General features: G+C 40.4%; 19 protein-coding genes. 3 read left to right on the top strand and 16 right to left on the bottom strand.

All coding sequences use genetic code 11. The features are described 5' to 3' along the window. Positions 1–175 precede the first annotated feature (175 nt). The 3 genes from LLW17_RS14620 to LLW17_RS14610 are packed head-to-tail and all read right to left on the bottom strand — an operon-like array spanning position 176 to position 3638. Positions 176–1015: a universal stress protein gene (locus LLW17_RS14620; protein WP_228231035.1), complete on the bottom strand. Its 840-nt coding sequence runs from the start codon at positions 1013–1015 to the stop codon at positions 176–178. A gap of 59 nt (positions 1016–1074) precedes the next feature. Further along, positions 1075–2124 (bottom strand): response regulator, encoded by a 1050-nt coding sequence (locus tag LLW17_RS14615; RefSeq protein WP_228231034.1) that lies wholly within the window; start codon positions 2122–2124, stop codon positions 1075–1077. After that, positions 2121–3638 carry a sensor histidine kinase gene (locus tag LLW17_RS14610; RefSeq protein WP_228231033.1) on the bottom strand — a complete coding sequence of 506 codons (1518 nt, stop codon included), beginning with the start codon at positions 3636–3638 and terminating at the stop codon, positions 2121–2123. Before LLW17_RS14610 ends, LLW17_RS14615 begins: the two co-directional genes overlap by 4 nt. A gap of 102 nt (positions 3639–3740) precedes the next feature. Here LLW17_RS14610 and LLW17_RS14605 point away from each other — a divergent pair, with 102 nt between their 5' ends. The 3 genes from LLW17_RS14605 to LLW17_RS14595 all read left to right on the top strand — a co-directional run bounded on the left by LLW17_RS14605 (position 3741) and on the right by LLW17_RS14595 (position 5709). Then, positions 3741–4151, top strand: a complete 411-nt coding sequence (locus LLW17_RS14605; RefSeq protein ID WP_228231032.1) for a hypothetical protein — start codon at positions 3741–3743, stop codon at positions 4149–4151. 19 nt (positions 4152–4170) lie between these two features. After that, on the top strand, positions 4171–5055 hold the full coding sequence (locus tag LLW17_RS14600) for an RsiV family protein (protein WP_228231031.1): 885 nt from the start codon (positions 4171–4173) through the stop codon (positions 5053–5055). Between the two features lie 183 nt (positions 5056–5238). Continuing rightward, positions 5239–5709: a pyridoxamine 5'-phosphate oxidase family protein gene (locus tag LLW17_RS14595; protein ID WP_228231030.1), complete on the top strand. Its 471-nt coding sequence runs from the start codon at positions 5239–5241 to the stop codon at positions 5707–5709. A gap of 131 nt (positions 5710–5840) precedes the next feature. Here LLW17_RS14595 and LLW17_RS14590 read toward each other — a convergent pair whose 3' ends face one another. The 13 genes from LLW17_RS14590 to LLW17_RS14530 form a co-directional block, all read right to left on the bottom strand. Then, positions 5841–6182, bottom strand: a complete 342-nt coding sequence (locus LLW17_RS14590) for a carboxymuconolactone decarboxylase family protein (protein WP_228231029.1) — start codon at positions 6180–6182, stop codon at positions 5841–5843. Positions 6183–6292: 110 nt separating this feature from the next. After that, a complete protein-coding gene (locus LLW17_RS14585; RefSeq protein ID WP_228231028.1) occupies positions 6293–7126 on the bottom strand; it encodes a universal stress protein in 834 nt (277 codons plus the stop codon). A 460-nt stretch (positions 7127–7586) separates the two neighbouring features. Continuing rightward, the gene (locus LLW17_RS14580; protein WP_228231027.1) at positions 7587–8315 is read right to left on the bottom strand and encodes a sulfite exporter TauE/SafE family protein; all 729 of its coding nucleotides are present in this window, start codon (positions 8313–8315) and stop codon (positions 7587–7589) included. Between the two features lie 195 nt (positions 8316–8510). After that, a complete protein-coding gene (locus LLW17_RS14575; protein WP_228231026.1) occupies positions 8511–9782 on the bottom strand; it encodes a PA3715 family protein in 1272 nt (423 codons plus the stop codon). 172 nt (positions 9783–9954) lie between these two features. Then, the gene (locus LLW17_RS14570) at positions 9955–10155 is read right to left on the bottom strand and encodes a hypothetical protein (protein ID WP_228231025.1); all 201 of its coding nucleotides are present in this window, start codon (positions 10153–10155) and stop codon (positions 9955–9957) included. Beyond that, positions 10148–10774 (bottom strand): hypothetical protein, encoded by a 627-nt coding sequence (locus LLW17_RS14565; protein ID WP_228231024.1) that lies wholly within the window; start codon positions 10772–10774, stop codon positions 10148–10150. The genes LLW17_RS14570 and LLW17_RS14565 overlap by 8 nt, the downstream gene beginning before the upstream one ends. Positions 10775–10807: 33 nt before the next feature. After that, entirely contained in the window at positions 10808–11584 is a 777-nt protein-coding gene (locus LLW17_RS14560) for a hypothetical protein (RefSeq protein ID WP_228231023.1), read from the bottom strand. After that, positions 11585–12553 carry a hypothetical protein gene (locus LLW17_RS14555; RefSeq protein WP_228231022.1) on the bottom strand — a complete coding sequence of 323 codons (969 nt, stop codon included), beginning with the start codon at positions 12551–12553 and terminating at the stop codon, positions 11585–11587. 182 nt (positions 12554–12735) lie between these two features. Further along, a complete protein-coding gene (locus tag LLW17_RS14550; RefSeq protein WP_228231021.1) occupies positions 12736–14163 on the bottom strand; it encodes a hypothetical protein in 1428 nt (475 codons plus the stop codon). A 26-nt stretch (positions 14164–14189) separates the two neighbouring features. Then, positions 14190–14756: a hypothetical protein gene (locus LLW17_RS14545; protein ID WP_228231020.1), complete on the bottom strand. Its 567-nt coding sequence runs from the start codon at positions 14754–14756 to the stop codon at positions 14190–14192. 295 nt (positions 14757–15051) lie between these two features. Continuing rightward, positions 15052–15789 carry a LytR/AlgR family response regulator transcription factor gene (locus LLW17_RS14540; RefSeq protein WP_228231019.1) on the bottom strand — a complete coding sequence of 246 codons (738 nt, stop codon included), beginning with the start codon at positions 15787–15789 and terminating at the stop codon, positions 15052–15054. Next, a complete protein-coding gene (locus LLW17_RS14535; protein WP_228231018.1) occupies positions 15786–17978 on the bottom strand; it encodes a tetratricopeptide repeat protein in 2193 nt (730 codons plus the stop codon). The genes LLW17_RS14540 and LLW17_RS14535 overlap by 4 nt, the downstream gene beginning before the upstream one ends. Positions 17979–18350: 372 nt before the next feature. Next, positions 18351–20345, bottom strand: coding sequence for a thioredoxin domain-containing protein (locus LLW17_RS14530; RefSeq protein WP_228231017.1), 1995 nt, complete (start codon positions 20343–20345; stop codon positions 18351–18353). Between the last annotated feature and the right edge of the window lie 2 nt (positions 20346–20347).

Here is a 20347-nt window from a genome sequence, read left to right as displayed (position 1 = left end):
AAGGCTCTTAAAATGATAATTGTCAGCCCCGAGATTTGCATTGATTAGAATTACATTGAGACAGACTTTGGTAAAACCCGGAAAGGTGCCGGCAATAGGTTTAGCCAAAAGACGGCGTGTAACGCGCTTCCCGAATGTCGCTCAGCACAGGTATAATTAAAGCCTTAATTTGCTGTTACTCGTGAATAATAAAAAATGGAATTGTAGCCCTATAGGTAAGAGGAGCCACTCCGGGTGTAAACAGCAGCTTCTGAAAGAAATTTAAGTTCTTTGCGATCAGGGCAACCACATCAATCTGCATTTTATGCGAAAAGGCTTCAAGACCATCTTCTAAGTCTTTGTTTTCAACAACATGAAAACTGTGGTTTATGTGTTTCAATTGACTTTTAAGATAAGCTCTGTTGCGTTTATGATCTGTACTTAAGGTTTCTTTGTTTTTCGCTACCCGTAGTATTTTAATTGAAGATTTATGATGGTCTGCAAAACGTTTTAAAGCAGCTATTAAAGGTTCTGTAAAGTCAATCGTATAGTCTGTAGTGAAAGCAATGTTATGCGGTATGCTGAAGCTTGCTTTTTCAGGTACTACGAGTGCGTTGCACTTTACTTTAGTTATTATCTCACCGGTTTTACTGCCTACGGTGGCTGCTTTGAGACCGGACGCGCCTTTGGTGCCAAGTATCATAAATACGATCTGATGCGTCTTCAGATATTCCCTTACGCCTGTAATGAATGGCATTTTGTTGATGCTATTTAGGTAGCAATGATTGGGGTTTGAAGGAAGTTTTTGTAACCGGTTTATCCAGATTTGCATAGAATCCCTGCTATTCATGCCGGTATCTCCCGATACTGAAAATCCCGGCTGGTGCAAATGGGGTTGCTGCTCAGCAAACCCGGCTGAATCTATATGTAAAAAATGAAAAGTGACCGGTTGCTTTTCAAAAAACTGAATGGCATATCGCGTGGCGTTCCACGCGTTTTCTGAAAAGTCTGTAGGAACTAAGAAATTGAGCATCATCTACACTATAAGCGCAAATGTAGAAATGCAAGTCACCGGGAAGAATGACAAATATCATTTTACTCCATTTCCTGCAGGGCTTTGAGGTTGGTAATTGTAATATCCCGGCCCTTAACTTCTATATAGCCATTTTTTTTAAAATCAGACAAGGCGCGTATAAAACTTTCGGTAGCGATACCGGCAACGCTGGCGAGATCATTACGAGAGACCTTAAGCGTGTCTGAGGGATTTTTATTCAATACTCTTGCAAAGTGCAAAATGCTTTGAGCCGTTTTTCGCTTTACCGAGCTGTAGGCCATTTGCAGTAACTGGGATTTTAGTACGGCCAGATCCTGAGTTATGATATTGAGCAAATCCAGAGATACCTTTCTGTTTTTGCTTAAAATATCATTGAGTAGGTTTTTGGGCAAAGCTGCCAGTTCTACGGCTTCCATCGCGGTAGCGGTTTCCTGATACGGCACATGCTCTACAAACGAGGTAAAACCCAGAAACTCGTCCGGTTGATGTAAAGCTGTAATCAGTTCCTTCCCGCTTTCCTCAATACGATGACTTTTTACGACCCCCTTAAGTATAAGATAAACCTGCGTAGAATATGCTCCTTCTCGATAAATGGTTTCACCAGCCTCATAGGTTTTTAGCTCACCCGAGTCGTCAAAAAGGTTTTTAAGTTCATGGAGATTGCGTACCTCATCTTCCGTTTCTTTTTTTTTAGACTGCCGGTCAAACATCGATGAGATCGCAACTGCCTTTGCAAGCCGGGTTTCGATAGCACTCAGTAGTTCTTCTTCTTCAAAAGGCTTGGTCAAATAGTCGTCTGCACCCAGGTCCATTCCTTTTCGTATTTCTTTATGTTCGGTCTTTGCCGATAGAAAGATAAATGGAATATGAGCAGTTTCAGCATTAAGTGAAACCGCCTCGAGCACGCCATACCCATCAACTTCAGGCATCATAATGTCACAGATAATGATATCCGGAAGGTGCTTGATAGCCATCTCGATACCTGTTTTGCCATTGGTTGCCGTTACGACCTCATAGTCTGATAGCTCTAATAATTCTGCTGTATTTTCCCGAAGCACACTATCGTCTTCAATAAATAGTATTTTTTTCATAAGCTATCCGTTTTGTTTAAGGGAATCTCTATACTAAATTCAGAACCCTCGTTATACGTGCTGGTGAAAGAAATACTTCCTCCCAGGTTTTCTAAATGACTTTTTACAATGTTTAAACCAATACCGGTACCTTGATTTAGCAGGGCGTTTTCGGCCCTGAAGTAGCGCTCAAAAATGTGTTTTTGTTCTTCTTCCGGAATTCCTATACCTTCATCCCTAACCTTAATAACAAGCCGGTCCTGATTCTCCTGTGCACTCAGATGAATAGTGCTGTTTTCTGAAGAATATTTAATGGCATTGCTTATAAGGTTGGTAAGGGCAAGCTCCAGGATTTTTTCTTCGAAATGAATATGAATGTTGTCAATCCCCTGAGGATACGAAATAATTTGTCCTTCCTTGAGTAACATATTGGCGTCATAGACCACTTCATTAACAACCTTTGTCAATGGAAAGCTGCTGAAATTGTAATTGACCTTGCCCTTCTCCAGACGCTCAATAGAAAGGAAATCGTTAATGATATTGTTTAAATACTTGACCTTCGACTGAATGGTCTTCAGGTGTTTATCTCTTTTATCCTGTTGATCCTCGGCGGTGTATTTTCCTGCAAGTATAGCCGAGGTTAATATACCGCTTAATGGGGTCTTAAACTCGTGAGACACCAGAGATAAAAATTTGGTTTTCAACTCGCCCAGTTCCTGCTCCTTCTCCAGCGCCTCTTTTAATTGTTTGGTGCGCTCAGCCACGGTGGCTTCGAGCTTTTGCGTGTATTGCTCTCTTTCTGTAATATCTAAAATGATGGCTACCAAAGTAACTTTGGTTCCTGAAATTGACTTCTGAAGATGTATTTCTACAGGATATTGAGTGCCATCTTTTCGTTGATGCCTTGCATAGAATTTAATTTTCTCTTCCTTATCCTCCAGAAGCGGTTCAATGATTTGTAGAAATTCTTCTTTCGAAAAATCCGGTTTAATATTCAAAGGGGTCATTTCCCGCAGTTCGCTCAAGGAGTAACCAATGTTTCTAATCGCTCCTTTATTTACATCTAAAAACTTTAGGGATTGAGCATCAAATATGAATATCTCATTGAGTGAATCATTAAAAATGCTTGCCCAGTGTTTTAAATCACGCTCTGCTTTTTTTCGTTCTGTAATATCTATGAGCAAAGCCATGACGTAGTTGCCGTCATAAATCGTAAATGGATTGAGCCCCGCCTCTACCGGAAAGGTGGAGCCATCCTTGCGCAAACCGTATAAATCCCTGCCGCGACCCATCCTGCGCTTATCGCTGTTTTGCATAAAGGTTTTAGTATGCCTGTGGTGCGCCTGATGAAATTCTTTAGGAATGAGTATGTCGAGATGCTTACCTATTAACTCCTCTTCCTCATAGCCAAAAAGGGTATTGGCAGATCGGTTTGTAGCCACAATTATCTGTGATTTATTGACCACGACTATACCTTCAGAAATGGCTTCTGAAAGCACCCTAAACACATTACTCCCCTTTTTAAAAACTTCCATTTGATAAAGTTAGCAAAATGAAGACAGCATGTACCTTAAACTGATATTTATCATAGTACCACTTTACCTATCCAAATACTTTTACGGTATAATCTGAAATCTATGAATAACCTGCCCGCACCCGAATTGCTGTTTTACCAAAACCTCGGAGAATTATTCTACGCCGTCGCAGCAACAGATAAAGTCGTTAGAAAAGTTGAATACGAAGCACTTGCCAAACTTGTTGAAGAGCAATGGCAAAGCATGGATGACTATGAAGATGAGTTTGGTACCGATGCGGCCTATCAAATTGCTATCGTATTTGAATGGTTTGACTATGAGCAAATGGAGGCTAAAGACTGTTTTGAAGACTTTACACATTACTACAAACACCACAAAAATATGTTTTCGCAGGACCGAAAAGATTTGATTGTCAAAACCGTCCGGAAAATTGCAAATGCCTTTGCCGGAACAAATAAGAGCGAACTCATATTGATTACCAAACTGGACATGCTTTTTAGTGAAGAAGCATAAAAATTATAAGCTGAAACAGATGAACTATGTATTGCCTATTCTCGTTGTGCTTTTTTTCATTGGCTGCAAGGAAAATTCAGAAAAAGACCCCACAACTCCTCATAACCAACAGGAGCAAATAACCTTTGAACAGGTACTCCCCTTTGATACGATTTTCCCTGTTAACGATGCTGAACTGGAAAAGACGCTGTCTATAGAGCTAAAACGCAAACAACTTATTGAAAAGAAAGATGATAAGGCCGAACTTCAGGATTTGGTAATACCTAAATCCTTTAAAAAGGACGAGGACCTTTATCTGATCGATTTCAACTATCCGTACCTCAATGAATCCCTGAAACCCTCGTATGTTAATTTCAATGAATATATGGAAGAAACCTACCTCAATCTCAACCGAGTTGAAGCTGAAATTCTGGAGGACAAAGAACTGTTTTGTGATACCTTGTTTATTAACCGTTTTAAAGAACAACGACTTGTAGATTATAAGGTTTACAATCTCAATGAGAACCTCATTAGTGTATTGATGTACAAAGAAAATTATTACTCGGGCACCTTGCATCCCAGCTATACCTTTGACTGCCTGAATTTTAGCCTGGACCGTTCTGTTTTTATGTGTTATGAAGACTTTTTCAACCAGGGTTCTGAAGAGGAAATGACCCGGCTATTAAATGAAACACTTCGTGAACAACTAGCCCGTGGCGATATTTATTACGCCTGCTGGGAGATCTCATTTGATGATTTCTTTGATTACAAAAACAATTTTGTAATCGATGACAATAAGGTGGAGTACTACTTTGACGATTGTGTGATCTGCCCTTCCTACACAGGCACCTACAGCGTAGAAATCCCATTAGTAAAACTGCTGCCTGTGCTTAAGAAATACGATCATAACCCTTTGATCATGTAGGATTTGAAGCTTTGGTTGCAAAAAAAGCGCCCTGCAAATGAGCAGGAAACAAGCTTTTCTACGAGGGTCGAGATTGTATTGCACTGTTTCTTATCGAATCAGGTAGCCGGTATAGATATGACCAATGTCATTTGTTGTGATCAGTGACCATGCTACTTTTAATAGGTATTAAAAACAAGCAAGATGATAAAGACATTAAACCAAACAGAGCAATTTGTAATACTCAATACTAACTACATTGGTAATCTGGCCTACCTTTATCAGGGTAGACCATTTGTAGCTCCTATCACCTACTTTTATAATCAGGAACAGAACACTATTATCTGCTATTCAGGCTTAGTACATAAAATAAGCGCCTTGCGCAAAAACAATGCGGTATCCCTGTGTGTAAGTGAGATTGATTCTGTAAATGACTGGAAATCGGTACTGGTTCACGGTACCTACAAAGAAGAATCAGGCAGTACGGCAAAGGCGTTGTTACACCAATTCTCACTTGGGATTAAAGATCTAATCCTTAAAAAGGAAATGCGCGATTTAGATTTTATCAGCCAATTTTCCAGCAAAATTAATATGAACGATTTGCCGGTTGTATTTACCATAAGCGTTGAGGAAATCACGGGCAGAATGCGTAAACACCAAATAGCTTCAGTCTAAGCTTTAATAGGTGCAAAAAAAATGCTTAGGCCTGTCGTTATAAAGCAGACCTAAGCAATTCCGGCGTTCAAATATTTCACATACCAGGGCTAGAAAAAAGATTGCACAAAGCTGTACCTATTCCGGGATCCTTATTTATTCCTGAACTGTTCTAAAGCAGTTAATGCCTCACAACCATAAACTACAGCCGGACCACCACCCATGCATATGGCAACCCCTATTGTTTCAAGAATTTCTTGTTCACTTGCACCAGTTTCAAGAGCATCGTGTATGTGAAACGCGATACAACCATCACATCTTACTGCAATTGCAATAGCTAAGGCAATAAGTTCTTTATTTTTTGAAGATAACATTCCGTCTGCCATACTTGCCTGACGCAGGGATGAGAAGCCTTTCATGGTTTCAGGTATTTCGGCTCCCATTTTTTTCATTTGTGCCGTGAGTTCCTGATATTTAGATACATAATTTTTCATAATTGCTCGTTTTGGAGGTTTATAATTTTATTCAAATGGACCGTGTTTTTATGCTTTAGCACCGGCACTATTAATCTATGAATGCGCGCCGTGATCTGTTACAGAAAGCTTTATGCCTTAAAGGTCATAATAGGCAGGTTGCTGTGGTTAACAATGGCTTCGCTTATATTCTGCGAAAAAAAATGGGCCAAACCACGTCTGCCGTGTGTGGGTATTACCGCCAGATCTGCCTCAAATTTGTTGCAAAAACTGTACAGGCCGTGTTCTAAATGGGTGTCACAGTAGTACACCGTGTTGTCAAAAACCTCAATGTTTTCAATACCACTACGCAAATAAAAGTTAAAGGCTTTTTCTTCCATTTCAGCCGAGGTCATAAACCTGTCAGGTGTATTTACATACACGGTTTGAAATAAGGTATCGGTATCCTTGAAAAAATCCCAGGCTCGTTGAAATGGTTTTACAAAATCAAGATTAAAATCGCAGGCAAATACCACTTTATCCAGCTTAAAATGGGCAGATCTATCCTTAACCACCAAAACAGGAACTTCTGAGGTACGAACTACCTTTTCTGTATTGGAGCCTACAAATACCTCTTTTAATCCCCTGGCACCGTGCGAACCCATCACAATAAGGTCTGCCCCAAAGTCTTTTGCAACTGCATTGATTTCCTGAAAGTCTCTGTAGTGCTGCACCGTCTCTTCGATTTGTATACTTTTTAAGTAATCCCGGTCTAAAAAGTCATTAAATCGCTTTTTCGCCAATCTCATATAATAGATGGCTTCATACATTTCCTGGCTTTCGTCTCGGGTCAAAACCGATTCAGATAGCCCAATCATATGTAAAACCACCAGTGAGGCGTTGTATTTTTTGGCTAGTTCTGCTGCAACTTCGAGCGCATATTCAGAATGCTCCGAAAAATCTGTGGGAATGAGTATTTTTTTCATTTTAGCACTTTAGTTTAATGAGGATATGTTGTTATAGATCGTTGTTTGAAATTCAGGTTCTGTCACAGTAGCTGCTATTTTGATGTGAAATTTGCCCTTCCACTTTTGAAGTTGATCGGCACAAGTTTTAATGGCTCCCTTTATGGTCCTCTCCCAATTCTTCATAACAGATTTTACGAATGCCCAAATTGTATTTGCTTGCGATTTGCTGAAGCTTTTGGTGACATAGGCATCCCTGCTTTCGCTGGTTTTTATTTTGACAAACTGTAGGGTGATAGTCAGACTTCAGGTTTTATTTGAAAGCAAGATAGATCGGGAGCTGAGGAAAAACTATGACGATTGTCAGTTTACCCCATTTAAGTCGGGACTTTCTTAAGCATTATCCGGCATGTGCAGGGCTTAGAAGAAACTTCAATATGAGAGACCGAAGACACCTGAATTTTCGGCTAATCGTCTCAAATCACAGATTGCTGAAAATACTTACAATCCCTATTCCAAGGATTAAAACAAGAACTATAGTTCTAAATTGATCCTGACAAATTCTATTTAAAATCCTTTTACCTATCCAGGTACCTCCAATACCAACAAGGATAAGCACGGGAATGAGATACAAAAGGTCTGCTCTCATATAGCCATTTAAATAGTAAACCACGGTCCTACTAACATCTACGGCGAGGTCAATTACTGCGGAAGTGGCGATAAATTTGTTCTTATCCATCTTAAAGGCTGCAAGAGTAATCCCGCGGATGGCACCACCAGTTCCCAAAATTCCGGCACTTAACCCGGAAAGTGTTCCTCCAATCATAGCATTTTTTGACGTTGGTTTAACTGCCAGTTTTTTAAAAATTAAAAAAATCAAGCTAAGAGAAACTAAAAATATTCCCAGTAAATAGTTGAGGTAAACTGAATTAATATACTGGCTAAAGTAGCCGCCAATGATAACAAAAACGACTGCCGGCACTCCCAATTGGATGAGTAATTTTTTGTCCAGGCCTTTATTGAAAAAAGCAATTTTAGTAAGGTTGCTCGATACATGATACAAAGCAGTGATACCCAGGACAGATTGAAAATCCCAAAAGAAATTGGCAATGGGCACAAAAAAAACAGATGATCCAAAACCACCTACCGTACCTAAAATTTCAGCCAGAAGTGATAAAATTATAAAAACAGGAAGGTAGCGGTCTAACATTCATACAAATTAACTTTTTAAAAGTAGTACCAAATGCTTTGATTCCAGATGATTATTGTCATTGCATCTGAATTTATAGCATGAGTGAATTTCTAGTGCTCCGGTAACAACCTTAAAAGCAGATTACTAAGATTGCAAAATTATCTATCGACTTAATCTTCAGATTGTTGAATAAATGCGCTTTTTAGGGTTTTATTACCGGATCTTATATTCACGACCATCGTATTTCAACATCTTAGTCACAATTGAATTCGTTTCGCTCGAAATGCACCTCCCATCACTTTTCGCTTCGTTTAGGGTGTTGGTAATGTTGCTCTTTACTGTAATATTAAACCAGTCATTGGTTTGTTCCTCAGCTATTAAGAGCCTGTTTTCGGTGCGTAGAAATTCTCCGGCACAGGCTGTGTCCCATTCCCCGCCGGATTCAAGCACGTTAAAATGATTCAGGACTTTTTGCAGACTATCGCCTAATTTTACAAAAAGCGACAGTGTCTCATTCTCATAAGGGTTTGCGTGGGACATCCCAATATAATGTACCCGTATGCCAAAGGCGCTTTGATCCGGAGAGAGGTGCCACTGTGCCGTGTCTATTTTTATAGCAGTAAGTACAACAGCATCAGAAACCCAGTGGTTGGTTTTGGCACTCTCAAAAAAGCGGTGCGTGATCGTTTCGGTTTGATCATCTACTAAAACGATATGGCTGTTGAGTTCAAAATAGTGGTCGCCTTCAGCTACAATTTCGGGAATGACCAAAATTTTACTATTAGGAGATTCATTCCAAAACGCGGAGGCAATCAGGTCTGTTTTAACCTCCAGCGGATGAAGCGCCAGTTCTTCTAAAACCGATAATACTCCGGCATAATCTGAAAGGCTTTCGCTAAGGTTTCTAGAGTCGTATGCTTCCATTTTACCATCCTGTTGAATACGGAATTCCTCTTGCCTAATCTCCGTTTCTTCGGTAAAACGAATACGATTTAATACGATTTTGCCTTCACTGATTTTAGACTCTATTCTTGAGATGCCCTTTGCTGTTTCATCATAAGCGACTACCTGATGATCAATGAGCTTACCTTGCAAATCGTAGTTGATCAGTACACTTTCCATTTCATATATTCCTTTTCTGAACGTTATCACCAGCGTATAAAAGTCCGGCGAAAGCGAAAGCCTGTAGGAGTCCATTGTCTGATATGCTGAACCTTCCCTGTAAAAGTCCGTGTATATTTTTTCGATGTTTAATGCCTGAACATCGAATGTTTTGATATCCTCTTGCTCTATAAAACGGTCAAAATTGGTGGTATCAATATGCGGTAACTGCTCGGTTCTGCTGCGGGAAATAAACTCCTCAAAACTGAGAAGGGTTTCCGGAAGGTTCAGATTGCCGTTTTTGGCTTCCACTTCAGTTTGCTTTCCTGAATTCTGATTGCACGAAACTAACAGCATAACAAACAACACATACACGAATTTCATCTCATTTATATTAAGTTAAAAACCTTTTCCAACAGATAATGTAAGCCAGCTACAAGCATCAAAATAACTAAAAGGAGAAGCATACGCAGCACGATTTTACGCCTACTGCTGAGCTCTTTACTACCCAAAAAATAAACATCTGTCATTATAAATATTCCCGAAACCAAACAGCCTATAATAAACCCCAGACGCAGCAAACCAAAAAATACAGTTTATAAAAGACAAAATCCCAAACACCGGTTGTTTTTGGTACGGGTCCTAAAAGCAGGTATATGTATGACAGGGCCAGCAAAAATGCAATCACTAACCATAAGGCATATTCAGAAACTATTCTGATACGTGCGGGTCGTGATTTGAGGCTTGGTTTACTCATTTTTCACGGAATCAATGGCCTGATCACTAGTAATAGTATCCAATACTTCGGTTTTCGATACCGCTCCATCTTCATAAAACGTGAGTTCCCCGCAATAGCTTTCGGTATTATTAGCACACAGATTTACCCGAAAATCTGCCAACTTCTCTGTGCTGTACATCGACAATTCTTCCACAACAAAACCGCCCAAATCTTCTTCATTTTCAATAAAGTAGGCGGTTCCGGCATCAGCAAAAAGGTTAATTCCCCAACTCTTAGTGTACCGGTAAAAACGTAAAGAATACTCCGTATTAATGGCTGAGCCGGTTGAATCACTAGCTCCTGCTAACTTTTTTTTCTTATGATCAAGAACAAATTGCGTCAAGGCAGTATTCAATTTGTTTCTGTCTTTAACCGGATTTTTGATCAGGAACAAGTCCGGATAAACCCGGGAAGGAATAAATTCCATTTTTTGAAAAAATACCTGATTGATAACTATTGCAATTAGTGCGACAATGCCCAACAAAAGCGCAATCTGAGTATATATTCTATTCTTTAGGATAAATCGCACCAGTCTGTAGCCCAGCAGCAGAATCAACACCAGAATCAAACCTAAGACGATAAGAATGACGATTTCCATTAATTTACCGGGTTTCAGATTACGGGTTTCAGGCTAGCGTTCATCAAAATGCGTTTTGATTTCGCTTAGAATCGCATACGTAACAGCATCATTTTTCTCGATCTCCCGTCGTTTCCAAAAAGTGTAGTTCCAGTATTGATCGTGTAGCATTTGAGTATCTGCTTTAAAGTAGATGTCTTTAAAAAAGGCTTCTTTATTGGTTTGACGGGCAATCTGCTGATACGCTTCAAGGCATTCCAAAAGCTTTTTTTCAAATACTTTTTGGTAGAGACTTTTAGGTATGCTTTCAAGAATGCCGGCTTTATGCCTGTCAAATATTTCCTGTAAATGTCGCGGGTTTCGATAGCGGTTTAAAAAACCTAGCCTGAGCTTATCGGCAAGTGAATTGTTTTTGGCAAACAGTTGATTTGGAAAAGAATGGTCAAAGGCCAGGTTTTCATAGTTTATGCAGGAACCTATGAGCGCCTTTAGAATATGCTCTTCCCCAAAATCATCAACCACGGCATCAACAATCTCATTAAGGCATAAGGCATCAAGTTCTTCACTTGCCTGAAAACGCTGCATGCAGGGATTGATGCGCGCATATTCTGCTTTATCAAGGTCTAAATATTGATAAATAAAGGTATTACTGTAGACTAATTCTTCTCGGGCCGATTCTTCAGCAATCGCTTCATTTTCAACACCTACTTCTTTCACATTATTTGCTTCCGCTAACCGTTCTATTAACCGAAGTGATTGGAGCGAAAAATAATAAGCCACAAAAACCAGTGCCAGGCCGGTAAATCCTAAAATGACAATCGCCTTTTTCATTTAATTTTTATAGTGATTCTGAATTTCCTTTAAAACCGCATACACCTCATCCGCATTCTTTTCTGCAAACCGACGGTCCCAAAAACTAAACGGCCATGAATACTTGAACGAACCGGTGTAGCTTGCCGACGGAAACTCCAGAAACGCTTCATCTGAAATGTCATACATCCTGTAAAACTTCACGTATTCGGGCGTTGCGGTAATGGTATCGTGTATTTCTACCAAATCATCTACCACATCCTTGCAGAGCCTGTCGTATTTAGCTTTGGAGAAAAAGGTGTACACATAGGCCTTGTTACTGTTCCAGAAATCGGCAATGTGTTCTGGTGACCGGTCTATAGCCTTTACTTTTTCATAGAGATACAGCAACTGGCAGCTACGTTCAAAAAAGGCGTAGTTTTCTTTATCTTCTAAATCGCCGTAATCTTCTTCCTCTGAATCGATTTGGTCAAAAGTATCGGGAATGGCATACATAGCTTTGTAATTTGGTCTCTGAAACCCGCCTTTTTCCTCATTAAATTCAAATACGACATCGAAGACTGTATTCCAGTAGCTTTCGGTGTATTCCTGATTTCTGAGGTTTTGAATGATGTTAGTTCTTATTGTGTTTTGATACGAAAAGCGATCTGCCTGTTGAAGACCGACTTCTAGCAGGAAAAATTCATATCCAAGCAGCGCGTTTCGATATTCCTGAAAATACTTAAAGCCTGCATACTCCTTTTCAGATTCTCTGGTTTCTGAAGCCATCTTTGAAAAACCGGTCTCTGCTGTACTGTATTTTATAGATCGCTTTTTATAGGCTGCATATTCGATATAGGCATAGCCCGAAGCCGCTGAAGTAAACAATAGCGCTGTTATGAGCAAACTGATTATAAGGGCTTTCTTTCGTGTAACGGCCAGAAATATCCCGATTAAAACACAAAGAACCACCGATGCCAATACTATTTTTAAAGCTAAAGTCATAATCATGGGCTCATCATTTTGCTTCAGATTTTAGTGTTTTCAGGCTTTATAAAGGCCTTTTCACAGCTCTTAAAAAAATTGATTATCAAAGCATTAAAATATACTAAATCTTATTTCTTCACCTACACGTTTAAAGCAACACCTCCTGCAAAAACGCCGGAGGTGTAAAACTATATCTGTTTTTGATTTTATAAATCTGTCCAGGCTCTGATAGCTCTTGTTGCCGCCGTGTTTGACTTATTAAATGAATACCCTACCCCTTCACCCGGTGCTTCAAGGAGAAACCAATCAGAATTGAATGCATCATTCTCAGTCGAAGTCCAATAGGCCGGCAGGAAGTCATCGCCTCCATTTGAGAGTATGGCGGGCTTGATGCTTGATAAATTATTGAATACTTCAGTCCATTCGGCTGTAGTGGGTAAATACCAGTCGTCATAACCGTTGGTGTCCAGATTGGAAGCAAGCACAGCTGCACTGGTTGCGGTCGTACACCCTGCAGTGATGATGGTGTTCGTATTTGCCTGCCCGGCTCCTATTGCATCTCCTGAGGATCCGGTTAAAACACCCGTACATCCCCAGGTTGCATTGCCTGAGAGATTCGTAAGCCCGATTACCAGACCTTCGTCCCCGCTCGCATTTACCCAGAAAATAACACCTCCATATTTGTACTCTCCTATTTCGTTGGCATCAGTTAAGCTAACAAAAGCGTTTGAAGATACCGAGGAAGCGCCGTTACTTACACTAATGGTGGCAAGCATGTTGGGGTTGGTTTCAAAATCGAACAGGCTTCCATCGGCAACAGAAAGCACTCCCGTATTTTGATTAATCGAAAAGGCTCCCGCCGGATTTTGGAACGTAATACTATAAGTTAAACCACTTCCGCCCGAAGCCTGAATGGTGCCAACCACAGCTCCATTTGATGGGTTTTCAGCTATTGTGAAATTGGCTTCCTGTACTGTGATTTCATCGACATCACTGAGATTCACCGTTGCCGTTACGGTCTGCGTAAACACCCCGTCTTCGACCAAAACACTGGCTGTAATTACCGGGTTTGTTTCAAAATCAAACAGATTGGGATCTGCGACAGCCAATGCTCCTGTATTGGCATCAATACTCATTGCTCCCGCCGGCGTTTGCGATGTAATGGAAAAACTATAGGTTCCGCTTTCATTCACCTGAATACTTCCCAGAACCTGCCCGTCTGTTGGGTTTTCAGCTATTGTGACTTCTAAATTTTGTGCAGAAATCTCATTCAAATTGTTCAGATTAATTTGAAGGCTTGCGGTATTTTTCGCATTATCGGCGGTAACTGTTGCCGTTAGTGTAGGATTAGCCTCAAAATCAAACAAAGATGCATCGGCAACCGTGATCTCGCCTGAGCTGGCGTCAATACTCATGGCACCTGCAGGGCTTTGGGATACAAAACTAAAATTTGCTGCCTCACCTCCATCGGTCTCCATAACCCCTATCAGAACTCCTTCGGCAGGATTCTCATCCAGAGTGATCTCCAAATTCTGAAGACTTACCTGAACCCCGTCATCGTCATTGTTACAACCCAGAAGTACCACAAACAAGGCTAAAATGACTATTGAATTTAAACTGTTTTTAAAATTCATAATTTCGATTTTTAAATTTTTCCTTTTTAGTAATCCATATTTGTAAGCGTTCCATCCAATGCGTAATTGAAGGTAAAGGTGGTCCCCCCGTTTTCGGGCCTTAGCATCACCACATATTCAATCTTTGAGCTATCCCCGTTTTTAGGCATCTTTATTAAAGCCATATGCAGCGCAGGGTTTTCGATGCTTTTTTCAGCAGACAGATTTTCCTTTGATTTTTCGACCAATTCACCCAGCTTTTGAAGACTAAGCCTGTCTCCCAGTTGAAACATAAAGTCAGCTGCATTGGTATTCTGGGGTACTTCGATGGTAACATCTGAGGTTTGTGACCAGTTATCCTGAGACAGACTCCATTGCCCCATTTTCAGGGATTGCGGTGCGTCTGTGACCGTGACTCCTATGATGTTCCCTATGGTTTCATTATAGGTGATCGTTAAATCGGTATAATAGGCGTCGTCGCCAAATTTGCTTTTCAGTTCTTCCTCAATAGTTTTGAATCCTTCGGCATTAGCTTCCTGCTTGCTGGTACCAACCCCACAGGAAATAAGCAGGCTCGCTACAAGTGCGATACAATTTAGTTTTAGTGTTTTCATAAGATATTGGTTATTGATTCTTGAATTGATTACTCGCTATTTCGCCTAAAGCGGAAAAACAAAAACACTCCCTGCAAGCCTTACACCCGGGCAAGGGCATTTCCCGGAACCAAAACAGCCGGCTATACTCATGACGAAATGTTTAGTGTATGCTAAAAGTGCAACAATGCCTTTGACCCGGAAACAGGGAATGTATTTCCGCGGTTTACGAATGCATATCCGCCGGACTTAAAAGTCTATGTGTATTTGGGCAAATGGCGAAATGACGCCGGGCAGGTAGCCTCTGAAACGAATTCTAGAGGTTGTTGTATTTAAGAAAAGTAGCCAGAAAGGCTTCTTTTTTACGGGAAGAAACCGGTATTTTTTTTCCGCTTTTTAAAAAAATAATACCCGATTTATCGTACTTATCGATGTATTTCAGGTTAACCATAAACGACTGATGGGGCCTTGTGAAATGTATTTGTTCCAGCTTTTCCTCAAACTCCTTTAAGGGTTTTGAAGCTATGTACTTTTTCCCATTTGCCAGATGAAAAGACGTATAGCCCTTATCTGACTCGCAATACAGGAGTTCGTTAAGCTCTATAACCTGAAAGCTATCACTTAGTGAAAGTAGCAATGTAGACTCGTCTTTATACCAGACTTGTCTGGCCGTTTTGATCTGTTGTTTCTGCTCTCCTGAAGAAATAGTCTTAACCTTTACCAGAGCTTCTTGCAGTTCCTGAGGGTCGACCGGTTTTAAAAGATAATCAACCGCTCCCGCCTTTAAGGCTTTTAACGCGTACTCCTCATAGGCGGTTATAAAAATGACCTTAAAATCCAGGTGTGCGGTTTGTTCCAGAAAATCGAAGCCGTTGCCATCAGAAAGATTGATATCCAGAAAAATAAGTTCGGGCTTGCACGTATTTGCAACTACAACCGCATCTTTTACCGATTCGCATTCCCCGATAACCTCCACATCGGTCGCTACAGACTGCAACAGGTGAAGCAAAGCCTTTCTAATGTATTCTTTATCTTCTACCAGCAAGGCTTTCATACCGTCTTCTGTTTTTCGTAAGGTAAAACCAAAGTTACTACAGTTCCCTTTTCATTGTATTTTGCTCTGTTTTCAACCTGTACAGATCCTTTGGTCTTAAAATGTCTGGATAAAATCTCCAGTCGCTCTGAGGTTATTTGGGTAGCCAAAGATTTCTTTCCGTTGTGTTGATTTACTTTTTCAGAATTGATTCCGATTCCATTGTCTTTAATTGTGCACACGAGCTCCTCATTTATAAACTGCAGGTGCACCTCTATTTTTCGGTCTTGAGTCTCGCCGGTAAAGGCGTGTTCAATGGCGTTTTCAATAAAGGGCTGTATAAGCATCGGAGGAATTTTGATGGAAGAAGCACTGTCATTAAGCTCCATTTCAATAGAAAATTCATATTGGTTACTTTCTAAATTTTGAAGCGCCACATAATTTTCGACAGCGGCGATTTCCTGAGACAGCAAAACCAGTTTATCTCTGGAATTCTCTAAAGTTAGACGCAACAACTTCGAAAATTTGGAAAGGTATTCTACCGATTTATTCTCTTCTTTGTTGAGAATCATTCCCTGTAAAACAGACAGGGAATTAAATACAAAATGCGGATTCATCTGTGAGCGCAGCAATTTTTGCTCGGTTAGAATAGTCTCATTTTTAGCCTTGATATTTTTGAATTTTTGATAGAACACCAGAGATCCTAGAAGAATCGAAATCAATAAAATACCAATGGTAGCCCAAAGCAGGTTTTGGTTAGAACGGGCCAGATCCTGCGAAGTAGCCAGGACTTGCTTGGTGAGTTCCAACTCCCGAATGTTAGCCGAATCCCGTGCCTGTCTGTACTTATACTCGTACTCAACCTGAGCTATTTTTTCAATATTTTCTTTATTAAACAAACTATCATTCAGCATTTTAAACCTTTGATGTTTTTCTAAGGCCTTTTTAAACTGACCGGTGTTCTCATGAATAACAGAAAGCAGCTCCAGGGCTTTTTTTTGCATTTCCAGAAGGTGCAATTCTTCGGCTATTTGCTCAGCTTCCTGAGCAAAAGTCAGCGCTTTTTGATAGTTTAGTTCCTTCGTGTAACTTTCTGCAATACCCAGAAGGCTCACGGGCAAAACGTGTTTGTTATTTGTTTGCTCACTTATAGTTTTAGCTTTCTCAAAATTATCGCGAGCGATCACCGGTTTGCCCAGCAGCAGGTGAATACCTCCTATATTATTATGGCATATAGCGGTTTGTTTTAAGTCGCCAATCTCCTCGCTGGTCTTAAGTGAACTGTTGTGGTATGCTAAAGCCTTATTATAATTCTTTTGGAGGAAATAGAGTTTCCCCATATTACCCCTCACTATTGCGGCCAGTTTATCATTTCCCTGCTTTGATGAAAACAACAAGGATTTCTCGTAATAACTCAAAGCTTTAGGATACTTTTCAAGAGCACTATATACTTCTCCCAAATTATTCATCTTTACGGCCATCCCCATCGTATCGCGGGTTTTGATATCGTACTCGAGACTTTTACTGAAGTTATCGAGGGCCAAAGGGTAATTGCCCTGTAACTTATAGACCACTCCCAGATTTATATGAACATACGAAATCCCGTCTTCGTCATTCATAGCCCGGCTTTCTTTTAAAGCTCTTTTATAATTGAGAACCGCCTCATCCAACCTACCCATTTCAGAGTAGGCATTTGCGCTATTGATGAGAATGGTTATCTGCTGTCTTTTGTTTCCGGTTTTTTTATAAATATCGAGTGCTTTGCTGTAAGCATCAATGGCATCTGCATATCGCGAGAGATCATAAAAGGTAATACCAAAAGCAGTGTAACACGAGGCAATCCCATCCTGATCATCAATAGATTTATTGTAAGCAAGGGATTGCTCAAAATACTCGAGACTTTTATCGTAGTCAGACTTGATGTTTTCTAGAATTCCCTTTAAATAAAAAACCCGTGCTTTACCTTTTATATAATCAAGCTCACTACTCAGTCGTTCGGCTTCATCGAGATACGAATAGGTAAGGTCTAAATCTCTCTGAAAATGAGAATAGGCAAGGTCATATAACAAATTGACACGTGTGGTATCTTTTTCTTTGTGAACCGACAATGCGGTTTTTAGACTATCAATCTTTTTCTCCTGTGCCTGAGCTTTACAGACAGTAAGGAAAAAACAACACCAAAAAAGAAAGCGGTAACGCATACTGGTCATAAATTAGGTCTGTCTCTTTTGGGTCTGTTTTAGGCTTTAAATAAAAAAGGGATAAGCGCTTTCCAAAATTAGCGCTGAGTAAAGTACTCAAACGCTATTAAATCTCAGGCTATCTCACTAAACGCCGGTAAATTACATTATTTTGTTTTTTCTCTAAGGCTATTCGGCTGATTTAAAAACCGCTACTTATGTTCCCGCTTTCCCAAAGCCCGATTGGGGAAAGACTGGTTTCCGGGAATCTGGCTTGTTTCGGTAAATTGCCTTCAACGACTTTTGAGGCGGCAGTTTGGGGTGTGTAAAAGTTCTTTTGGATTGAGCGTTTTAGGTTGTTGGATGGGATTGTGGAATTATTTGACAGCCCTTCATTAAAACTTACAATTGTTTCAAAGCCTCAGAGACCACTGTCACCGGTAATTTACAAAAGGTCTCCTGACAGACATAGATATACGTTTCTTCCGGATCGTAGCGGTTTTCGAATAAGGGTCCGTCTTTTCCGGTTTTCGAAAAAGCAGTCAAAACATTCGGTAAATAGGTATTCCAAATCTCCTTTGTTCGGGTTTCAGCCTCATTCCCCACCACTACACATTCATAATACGGATACACATAACCCAACTGCACACGAAGCGCTGTGGAGTAATTTGCAGGATATTGAAGTGCTTTTGGTTTGATGATTTTGAGCATGGCTTCCGCAGTAGTCCGGTAGCTTTCCAGGCCGCTTATTTTGCTTAATTCAAAAGCATTGAAAGTCATTAATGCATTAGGGGAAGGCATTACATCATCATCTGTTTTAAAGATTGGTGTGATAAGGTTTTTGCTTTGACCATAGCGAAAAAGCCCTGTCGAAGGCTCAAAAAATAAATCCTGAGCCTTTTTAAACAGTACCCCGGCCTTCTCAGCATAAGCTATTTCCCCGCTTATCAAATACATATCTAATGCTGCCCGGGTAAGGTAGGTATAGTCTTCAAGATATACCCCGTTTTGTTGAGCTGAAGGTAGATGTTGTAATTCTCCAGCGTCGGCTAATGCCAAATAGGTAAAAAGCTGCTCTGCTTCCTTCAAATAGTCCTCATCCTGAAAGGCTTTATAGGCTTCGGTGTAGGCTGTGACCAGAAGGGCGTTCCACGAACTAATTACTTTGTCATCTGTAAGTGGTTTTGGTCTAGAAGCGCGAGTCTTATTGAGTTTAGCAAGCTGATTTTGAAGTTGAGTCCAATTGACAGAAGATTGTATACCCAATACGTAGTTTTCCGTAGTGAAGGGATATAATTCAAAGTTTTCTTCTACTTCTTTGAAACTTCCTAATGTACTTTCGAGTTGATTTTTGGTCCAGGTGTAATACGCACCTTCGCCCTCATCAGTATCTGCACGGATCGAAGACTTGAACCCCCCGGATTCACTTTTTAATTCGTTTTCAATAAACTGAAGTGTCTGTACCGCTATATGCTTGTATGCTTCCTTTTTAAAAAGTCGGTATGCTTTGGCATATACACCTACCAGCTGTGCATTGTCGTAAAGCATTTTTTCAAAGTGCGGAATTTGCCATTTTCGATCTGTAGCATACCTAAAAAAACCACCACCCACGTGATCGTAGACTCCGCCCGAAGCCATTGCATCTAAGGTACGTTCCAAATGCTCCAGGGCTTCAGTATCTTTTGAAAGCACCGCATAATCCATCAAAAAAGATAAGGAGGCCGGAAGCATAAATTTTTGCTCTCCACTATTCCCGCCGTATTCGGTATCCCATTGATTTTTCCACCCGGCAAGCGCATCCTGCAAATCTGACTTTGTAAAAGCTTTAGGTTCTGCTTCAGGTTCAATTAAAGCAGCCTGCTGCACTCCTTTGGTAATATTATCGGCAAATGCAACGGCTTTCTCCGGTTGACTGGTGTAGAGTTCGTTTAATTTTTTAAGTACCTGAATCCATTGTGACTTTGTATGGTAGGTGCCGGCATAAAGTGGGCGACCATCAGGCAGAGCTATTACATTAAGTGGCCAGCCACCCTGACCTTTTATCAATTGCAGGGCGGTCATGTAAACCTGATCAATATCAGGGCGTTCTTCCCGGTCTACTTTAATGCTTATAAAGTGGGCGTTCATAACCTGCGCAACTTCTTCATCCTCAAAAGACTCTTCAGCCATAACATGACACCAGTGGCAGGATGCATATCCTATACTAATTACAACCAGTTTTGATTCTTCCTGAGCATGTTCTAAGGCTGCCTCGCTCCAGGCTTGCCAGTTAATAGGATTATGTGCGTGATCCAGTAAATACGCACTCTCCTCTTCAATTAAAGAATTGGTATACTTAAACTGTTGCTCTTGAGCAAAACTTACCAGTGTAAAAAACAGGAAAAACCAGCGCATCATTA

Source organism: Leeuwenhoekiella parthenopeia, assembly GCF_020782115.1.
Lineage (GTDB): Bacteria > Bacteroidota > Bacteroidia > Flavobacteriales > Flavobacteriaceae > Leeuwenhoekiella > Leeuwenhoekiella parthenopeia.
Note: the sequence above shows the minus strand (reverse complement) of the source record. Positions and strands in the feature narration are given on the sequence as shown.

Excerpts from the sequence above, each read along its gene's own strand:
- LLW17_RS14560 (WP_228231023.1), bottom strand. The coding sequence starts at position 11,584 with ATGAAAAAGGCGATTGTCATTTTAGGATTTACCGGCCTGGCACTGGTT.
- LLW17_RS14575 (WP_228231026.1), bottom strand. The coding sequence starts at position 9,782 with ATGAAATTCGTGTATGTGTTGTTTGTTATGCTGTTAGTTTCGTGCAAT.
- LLW17_RS14555 (WP_228231022.1), bottom strand. The coding sequence starts at position 12,553 with ATGATTATGACTTTAGCTTTAAAAATAGTATTGGCATCGGTGGTTCTT.
- LLW17_RS14540 (WP_228231019.1), bottom strand. The coding sequence starts at position 15,789 with ATGAAAGCCTTGCTGGTAGAAGATAAAGAATACATTAGAAAGGCTTTG.
- LLW17_RS14590 (WP_228231029.1), bottom strand. The coding sequence starts at position 6,182 with ATGAAAAATTATGTATCTAAATATCAGGAACTCACGGCACAAATGAAA.
- LLW17_RS14580 (WP_228231027.1), bottom strand. The coding sequence starts at position 8,315 with ATGTTAGACCGCTACCTTCCTGTTTTTATAATTTTATCACTTCTGGCT.
- LLW17_RS14620 (WP_228231035.1), bottom strand. The coding sequence starts at position 1,015 with ATGATGCTCAATTTCTTAGTTCCTACAGACTTTTCAGAAAACGCGTGG.
- LLW17_RS14550 (WP_228231021.1), bottom strand. The coding sequence starts at position 14,163 with ATGAATTTTAAAAACAGTTTAAATTCAATAGTCATTTTAGCCTTGTTT.
- LLW17_RS14545 (WP_228231020.1), bottom strand. The coding sequence starts at position 14,756 with ATGAAAACACTAAAACTAAATTGTATCGCACTTGTAGCGAGCCTGCTT.
- LLW17_RS14615 (WP_228231034.1), bottom strand. The coding sequence starts at position 2,124 with ATGAAAAAAATACTATTTATTGAAGACGATAGTGTGCTTCGGGAAAAT.
- LLW17_RS14535 (WP_228231018.1), bottom strand. The coding sequence starts at position 17,978 with ATGACCAGTATGCGTTACCGCTTTCTTTTTTGGTGTTGTTTTTTCCTT.
- LLW17_RS14610 (WP_228231033.1), bottom strand. The coding sequence starts at position 3,638 with ATGGAAGTTTTTAAAAAGGGGAGTAATGTGTTTAGGGTGCTTTCAGAA.
- LLW17_RS14600 (WP_228231031.1), top strand. The coding sequence starts at position 4,171 with ATGAACTATGTATTGCCTATTCTCGTTGTGCTTTTTTTCATTGGCTGC.
- LLW17_RS14605 (WP_228231032.1), top strand. The coding sequence starts at position 3,741 with ATGAATAACCTGCCCGCACCCGAATTGCTGTTTTACCAAAACCTCGGA.
- LLW17_RS14530 (WP_228231017.1), bottom strand. The coding sequence starts at position 20,345 with ATGATGCGCTGGTTTTTCCTGTTTTTTACACTGGTAAGTTTTGCTCAA.
- LLW17_RS14565 (WP_228231024.1), bottom strand. The coding sequence starts at position 10,774 with ATGGAAATCGTCATTCTTATCGTCTTAGGTTTGATTCTGGTGTTGATT.
- LLW17_RS14570 (WP_228231025.1), bottom strand. The coding sequence starts at position 10,155 with ATGAGTAAACCAAGCCTCAAATCACGACCCGCACGTATCAGAATAGTT.
- LLW17_RS14595 (WP_228231030.1), top strand. The coding sequence starts at position 5,239 with ATGATAAAGACATTAAACCAAACAGAGCAATTTGTAATACTCAATACT.
- LLW17_RS14585 (WP_228231028.1), bottom strand. The coding sequence starts at position 7,126 with ATGAAAAAAATACTCATTCCCACAGATTTTTCGGAGCATTCTGAATAT.